The following is a 6,333-nucleotide window of genomic DNA, read 5'->3' as shown; positions in this document are numbered from 1 at the left end:
AGAGCTTGTCGAGACCCGGGTCTCGACAAGCTCGACCAACGATGAGGGGCCAGGCGCTCTACTTCGCGGATCTGTCTCGCGGATCGGCTACTGCGCGGTGCTCAGCGCGGCGAGCCGACGGCGCAGGAGCTGCCGGTCGCCCTCCCGGTCCACCTGGTCGAGCGCCCGCCGGTACTCCGCGCCGGCTTCGGCTGCCCGGCCCGCGCGCCGCAGCAGGTCCGCCCGCATCGCCGGGAGCAGATGATAGGCAGCCAGCTCGGGCTCGGACGCGACGTCGTCGAGCTCGGTCAGGCCCGCCTCGGGCCCCCGGAGCATCCCCACCGCCACCGCCCGGTTGAGCGCCACCACGGGCGAGCGCGTCATGCCCACCAGGACGTCGTAGAGGGCCACGATCTCGGCCCAGTCCGTCTCGTCGGCCGACGCCGCCCGCGCGTGCAGCGCCGCGATCGCCGCCTGCACCTGGTAGGGCCCGGCGCGACGGGTCGCGAGCGCGTCGTCGAGCACCTCCAGCCCCTCGGCGATCTCGTCGCGTCGCCAGAGCGAGCGGTCCTGCTCCTCCAGCGTGCGCGGCACCGCGTCGGGTGCGGGGCCCAGGCGCGCCTGCCGCCGCGCGTGCTGGAGGAGCAGGAGCGCGAGCAGCCCGCGCGCCTCCGGCTCGTCGGGCAGCAGGCGCGCGACGAGCCGGGCGACGCGCACGGCGTCGCCCGCCAGGGCCCGGCGCTCCTCGGCTCCGGCGACGTCGTCGGCGGGCTCCGCCCACGCGTCGTAGCCCTCGGTGAACAGCACGTAGAGCACAGCGAGCACCGCGGACACCCGCTCGCGCAGCAGCTCGGGCGGCGGCACCCGGAACGCGATGCCGGTGCTGCGGATCTTGCGCTTGGCCCGCGTCAGGCGCTGGGCCATGGTCGTCTCGGGCACGAGGAAGGCCCGCGCGACCTGCGCCGTCGTCATGCCGGTGAGGGACCGCAGGGTGAGCGCAACGCGTCCCTCCAGGGGCAGGGCCGGGTGGCAGCAGGTGAAGACCAGCCGCAGCAGGTCCCCGTCGGGATCCTCCGGTTCGACGCCGGCCCAGCCGGCGTCGTCCAGCGCGGCGGCGGCCTCGGTGGCCGGGTCCTCCGCGTCCAGGGCGAGCCGCTCGGTGAGCCGCGCCGACGCCGCCACCTTCTCCACCTCGACCTTGCGCCGCCGCAACCGGTCCAGCGCGCGGTTTCGCGCCGTCGTGGTGAGCCACGCGCCCGGCCGGTCGGGCACGCCGTCGCGCTGCCAGGTGCGCAGCGCGACGGCGAACGCCTCCTGGGTGCAGTCCTCGGCGAGGTCGAGGTCGCCGGTGCTGCGCGCGACCGCCGCGAGCACGCGGCCCCACTCGTCGCGGAAGGCTGCGGTGACGGCCTGCCCGACGTCGGTCATGGTTCCGTCGGCCAGAACGGGTGCACCTCGACCAGCGCATCCCGCGCCCCCGGGGCCGCGGCGGCTATCGCGAGCGCCTCCTGGAGGGTCGCCGCCTCGATGACGTCGAACCCGCCGATGACCTCCTTGGACTCCGAGAAGGGCCCGTCCGTCACGACGGTCTCGCCGTCCCGCACCGTCACGCGGCGGACGTCGGCGCCCGGGCGCAGGCGCGAGCCCAGGACCCGCGCGCCGGAGGCGTCCTGCTGGGCGACCCAGCTCTCGGTCTCCGGCGTCGGCCCCCGGTCGGGCTCGTCCGGCTCGATGACGAGCATCAGGTAGCGCATCAGCGGGTCCCGGCCTCGGCGTCGGGCTCCGTAGCCTCGCTGTCGAGCCCCAGCGGCCAGAAGGGGCGCAGCTCGATCGCGCCCGTGTGAGCCATCGGGTGGGCGGCGGCGATCCGGATGGCCTCGTCGAGGTCCGGCGCCTCGAGGACGTCGAAGCCCGCGATCACCTCCTTGGTCTCCGAGAACGGGCCGTCGGTGACGACGACCTCGCCGGTGCGGACCTGCACGCCGACGGCGTCGGCGGGCGGGCGCAGCCGGTCGCCGAGGATCGCACGGCCGGTGCCGTAGGTGTCCCGCACCCAGTCCTCGATCTCGGGCACGTTCCCCGGCTCCGCCGGGGCGTCGGGAGTGGACAGGACGAGCATGAGGTAACGCATGGTGTGCTCCCTTCCGGGGGAGGTCCCCGGTGTCATGGTCGCGCGGCCGGGGTGGCCGCGTCAGTCTGACGACGAACGAGAGAGCGCCCGCACGACACCCGGATCGCGACGCGCTGGCCGGATCCCACGACGCTCACACGACGGCGGCCTCGAAGCCCTCCGACTCCAACCGTTCCACGACGGCGGCCCGGTGGTCGGCGCCCTTGGTCTCGAGCTGCAGGTTGACCCAGACCTCGGACACCGAGAGCGAGACGTCGGTGCGCGTGTGTTCCACCGCCACGATGTTGGCGCCGACGGCGGCGATGGTCTCCACCAGGCGGGCCAGCGCGCCGGGCTTGTCCGTCAGCCGCACCTGCAGCTTCAGGTACCGCCCTGCCGCGACGAGGCCGTGCTGCACCACCCGGAGCAGCACCAGCGGGTCGATGTTCCCGCCGGACAGCACGGCGACCACCGGCCCGGCGAACGCGCCGGGCCCCGCCGCCATGATCCCGGCGACGCCGGCCGCTCCAGCGGGCTCGACCATCAGCTTCGAACGCTCCAGCACCGCGAGCAGCGCGCGGGAGAGCTGGTCCTCGGTGACGGTCCGGACCTCGACGCCCTGCTTCTGCACGATCCCGAACGGCACGTCACCCGGCAGGCCCACCGCTATGCCGTCGGCCATCGTGGCGCCGAGCTTGCTCGCCAGCGGCTTGCCGGCCTTCAGCGAGCCCGGGTAGGCCGCCGCCGACGCCGCCTGCACGCCGACGACCTTCACGTGCGGCGCGACCTCGGCCAGCACCGCGGCGATCCCGGCCACGAGCCCGCCACCGCCCAGCGGCACGACGACGGTGGCGACGTCCGGCACCTGCTCCAGGATCTCCAGGGCCACGGTGCCCTGGCCGGCCACGACGTCGACGTGGTCGAACGGGTGGATGAGCACCCGGCCGGACCGTGCGGCCTCGACGCGCGCGGCGGCGAGGGCCTCGTCCACGGACGAGCCGACCATCCGCACCTCTGCCCCGTACCCGCGGGTCGCGGCGACCTTGGGCAGGGCCGCGTCGACCGGCATGTAGACGACGGCGTCGATGCCGAGCATCGACGCGGCGAGCGCCACACCCTGCGCGTGGTTGCCGGCGGAGGCGGCCACGACGCCGCGCTCCCGTTCGGCGGGCGACAGCCGCGCGAGCCGCACGTAGGCGCCGCGCACCTTGAACGAGCCGGCTCGTTGCAGGTTCTCGCACTTGAGCAGCACCTTCGTGCCGGCGATGGTGGAGAGCTGGCGGCTCTCGGTGATAGGAGTACGGGTGATGACGCCGTCGAGCATCTCTGCGGCGGCGCGGGCGTCGTCGGCGGTCACCGTGAGGTGGCCGCCGTAGGACTCCAGGTCGAACGGATCCAGGGGCACAGCGGGCATGTTGCCCGACTGCGCCCCCAGATGCACGTTCAGCGCTTCGGATCACCCTCCGGGGCGTCGAGATCCTCGTCGACGCCGACGTCCGAGGCGGCCTGTCCGGCCACCGCGCCGGGGGTGCGGCGCAGCCGGAGCGGGATGGGCGGAGCGTCGGCCGCGCGCCATCGGATCGGCAGGGCGTCCTCGTCGCCGAGCTCCGGGAACTTGTCGTGCCCGTTCAAGTAGAGGATCACTGTGTTCAGCACGGCCGCGAGCGGCACGGCGAACAGCGCGCCGACGATGCCCGCGGCGTACGACCCGGCGGCCACGGCGAGGATGACGGCGACGGGGTGCAGCGAGACTGCCTGGCCCATGAGGAACGGCTGCAGCGCGTGCGACTCGATCTGCTGCACCAGCAGCACCACGCCGAGCATGATGAGGGCCGCGACCCAGCCGTTGGAGACGAGCACCACCACGACGGCGATAGCACCCGTGACGATGGCACCGACCACCGGCACGAACGAGCCGACGAACACCAGGATGCCGATCGGCAGCGCGAGCGACGGGACGAAGAACACCGCGCCGATCCCGATGCCGACGGCGTCCACGGCCGCGACGAGGATCTGCGTGCGCGTGTAGGCGGCCAGCGTGACGGCGCCCCGGCGGCCCGCCTGGTTCACCGGTTCGCGGGCGGACACCGGGAGCAGGCCGACGACCCAGCCCCAGATGCCGCGCGGGTCGTGCAGGAAGAAGAACGTGCAGAACAGCGCGATCAGCGCCCCGACCAGCACGCTGCCCGCGGTTGCGGCGGCGCCCAGCGCGCCGCTCACGATGGCGCCCTGCTGCGCCTCGAGCTGGTCGAGGATGTCCTGGCTGTAGCTCTGCAGCTCCTTCTCGAGCCCGAAGGTCGACGAGAGCTGCGTCCATAGCTCCTGGAACCCCGTGACGGCCTGCGCCGTCAGGTCGGCGAAGCCGTTCGCGATCGACTGCCCCGCCAGCGTGATCAGGCCGGCGACCACCACGATCAGACCGATCAGGGTCAGGCCTGCGGACATGGCGCGCGGCAGGCGGAGTCGCTCGTTCAGCAGCCGGCGCACCGGCGTCAGCATGATCGTGAGCAGCAGGGCCACCGCGACCGGGATGAATATCGTCTTGAGCAGCGTGATCAGGTACAGCGCGGCAGCGATGAACGCGCCGATGAGGAGCATGCGCCACGACCAGGAGGCGGCGGCGCGGATGGCTGGGGGGACGACGCCCGACTCGTCGGTGGGCGGCGTCGTGGTGGGACTGGACGTCACGCTGGTCTCCTCGGTCTGCGACACGACTAATACCCTAGGGGAGCACACCGGCAACCCGCTGGCCTGCGCGCGCGCCGCACGGAAGGTGCACCGCGCGCACACGGATCCTTCAGGCGTCGAGCTTCCGCTTCTGCGGATACACCGTCTCCCCACGCTCCAGCATCCCGACGAACTTGGCGATGTTCCGCGCCCGGGTCTCCGGCTTCTTGACCCCCGTGATCCGGAACAGGATCGCGAACCGGTTCTGCGCGGTGAGGATGCCGAACATCTCCGTGGCTCGCGGGCTGGCCGCGAGCGCCTCGGCGAGGTCGGGCGGTACCTGGATGTTCCTGCTGCCCTCGTACGCGGCGTCCCAGCGGCCGTCGGCCTTGGCCTTGTCGATCTCCTCCTGGCCGCGGGGGCGCATCCGCCCCTCGGCGATCAGTCGTTCCACGATGCCCACGTTGCGCACCGACCAGCGGCTGCGGGACCGGCGCGGGCAGAACCGTTGCATAGTGGTCGTGTCGTCGCGGCCGCGACCCTGGGCGTCGATCCAGCCGCTGCACAACGCTTCGTCGAGCGCCATGTCGTAGTTCAGGGTGGTCGGGGCGTCCTTGCCCTTCTTGGCGAGGATCAGCCAGACGCCGGTCGACGTCGCCTCGTTCTCGTCGAGCCAGGCGCGCCACGCGGCGACATCGGTGAACAGGACCTCGGGGTCGGTATCGGCCATGACCGGGACGCTACGCCGGGACACCGACAGTCAAGAGCCCATGAGCGGTGGACAGCAGATATCCACATCACACCAAGCACGTCTAGCCGTGTCGTGGAAAACTGCGCTGGTGCTTCTTGCCTACATCGACGAGTCGTTCAATCGCGACCACTACCGCACAGTCGGGCTGATCATCTCATCGCCTTCTGCTCGAGCCCTTACTGCCGCTCTCGACCGTGTCGTCGCGGACGCCGCCGAGGCTTATCCCGATGTGAAGGGCTCGTTCGAACTCCACGGGCACGACTTGTTCCGGGCCTCCGCGCAATGGTCAGCCCTCGAACCCATGGTCCGTGCGCGAATCTCGATCTACCGCAAGGCCCTTCAGGCCATCGCGGAGCATGTCGATGCGTTCTATGTCGAGGGCTTGCAGCGTGACGCGTTCAGGCGTCGATATGCCGGGCAACAGGACGAGCACGTAACGGTCCTCCTCCACCTCTTGGAGAAACTCGACCAGTACGCAGCCCAGCGTGATCAGGACCTCTTAGTTGTCGCCGACGAGCACCACACGGCACGTGTGGCTCAGGAAGCCTTGCGAGCCACAAGGACCGAAGCCGTGTGGGGATATCGCGGATCCCCACGCAAGATCGTCGACACGGTCTACTTCGTGCCGTCGACCATGAGCCGGCTCGTGCAAGCGGCCGACATGGTCGCCTTCCTGCACCAGCGCATCGCCGGCGGTCTCGATCGCGACGAGCGCGCGGTCCGCGCAAACAAGGATCTGTGGTCGATCATCGCGCCCCGCTTGAAGCGGGAACGGCTGTGGACGCCCTCATAGCACTACAGCCCCCACCCGAAGGTGGGGGCTGAG

The 6,333-nt window shown here is 71.8% G+C and carries 7 protein-coding genes; 1 reads left to right on the top strand and 6 read right to left on the bottom strand.

From position 1 onward, the window contains the following. Positions 1–87 precede the first annotated feature (87 nt). The 6 genes from ACFT2C_RS21145 to ACFT2C_RS21120 form a co-directional block, all read right to left on the bottom strand. On the bottom strand, positions 88–1,407 hold the full coding sequence (locus tag ACFT2C_RS21145) for an RNA polymerase sigma factor (RefSeq protein ID WP_377209051.1): 1,320 nt from the start codon (positions 1,405–1,407) through the stop codon (positions 88–90). Then, positions 1,404–1,733, bottom strand: a complete 330-nt coding sequence (locus ACFT2C_RS21140) for a YciI family protein (RefSeq protein WP_377209050.1) — start codon at positions 1,731–1,733, stop codon at positions 1,404–1,406. Before ACFT2C_RS21140 ends, ACFT2C_RS21145 begins: the two co-directional genes overlap by 4 nt. Next, positions 1,733–2,110, bottom strand: a complete 378-nt coding sequence (locus ACFT2C_RS21135) for a YciI family protein (RefSeq protein WP_377209049.1) — start codon at positions 2,108–2,110, stop codon at positions 1,733–1,735. The genes ACFT2C_RS21140 and ACFT2C_RS21135 overlap by 1 nt, the downstream gene beginning before the upstream one ends. 133 nt (positions 2,111–2,243) lie before the next feature. After that, entirely contained in the window at positions 2,244–3,503 is a 1,260-nt protein-coding gene (ilvA, locus tag ACFT2C_RS21130; protein ID WP_377209048.1) for a threonine ammonia-lyase, read from the bottom strand. A gap of 29 nt (positions 3,504–3,532) precedes the next feature. Continuing rightward, positions 3,533–4,801 (bottom strand): AI-2E family transporter, encoded by a 1,269-nt coding sequence (locus ACFT2C_RS21125; protein ID WP_377209047.1) that lies wholly within the window; start codon positions 4,799–4,801, stop codon positions 3,533–3,535. 85 nt (positions 4,802–4,886) lie between these two features. Continuing rightward, complete coding sequence (locus ACFT2C_RS21120) at positions 4,887–5,486, bottom strand: YdeI family protein (protein WP_377209046.1); 600 nt, start codon at positions 5,484–5,486, stop codon at positions 4,887–4,889. A 109-nt stretch (positions 5,487–5,595) separates the two neighbouring features. Here ACFT2C_RS21120 and ACFT2C_RS21115 point away from each other — a divergent pair, with 109 nt between their 5' ends. Continuing rightward, the gene (locus tag ACFT2C_RS21115; protein ID WP_377209045.1) at positions 5,596–6,300 is read left to right on the top strand and encodes a DUF3800 domain-containing protein; all 705 of its coding nucleotides are present in this window, start codon (positions 5,596–5,598) and stop codon (positions 6,298–6,300) included. Positions 6,301–6,333: the final 33 nt, after the last annotated feature.

The sequence above is a fragment of the Promicromonospora sp. NPDC057138 genome (genome assembly GCF_042670845.1).
Taxonomy (GTDB): Bacteria; Actinomycetota; Actinomycetes; order Actinomycetales; family Cellulomonadaceae; genus Promicromonospora.
Note: the sequence above shows the minus strand (reverse complement) of the source record. Positions and strands in the feature narration are given on the sequence as shown.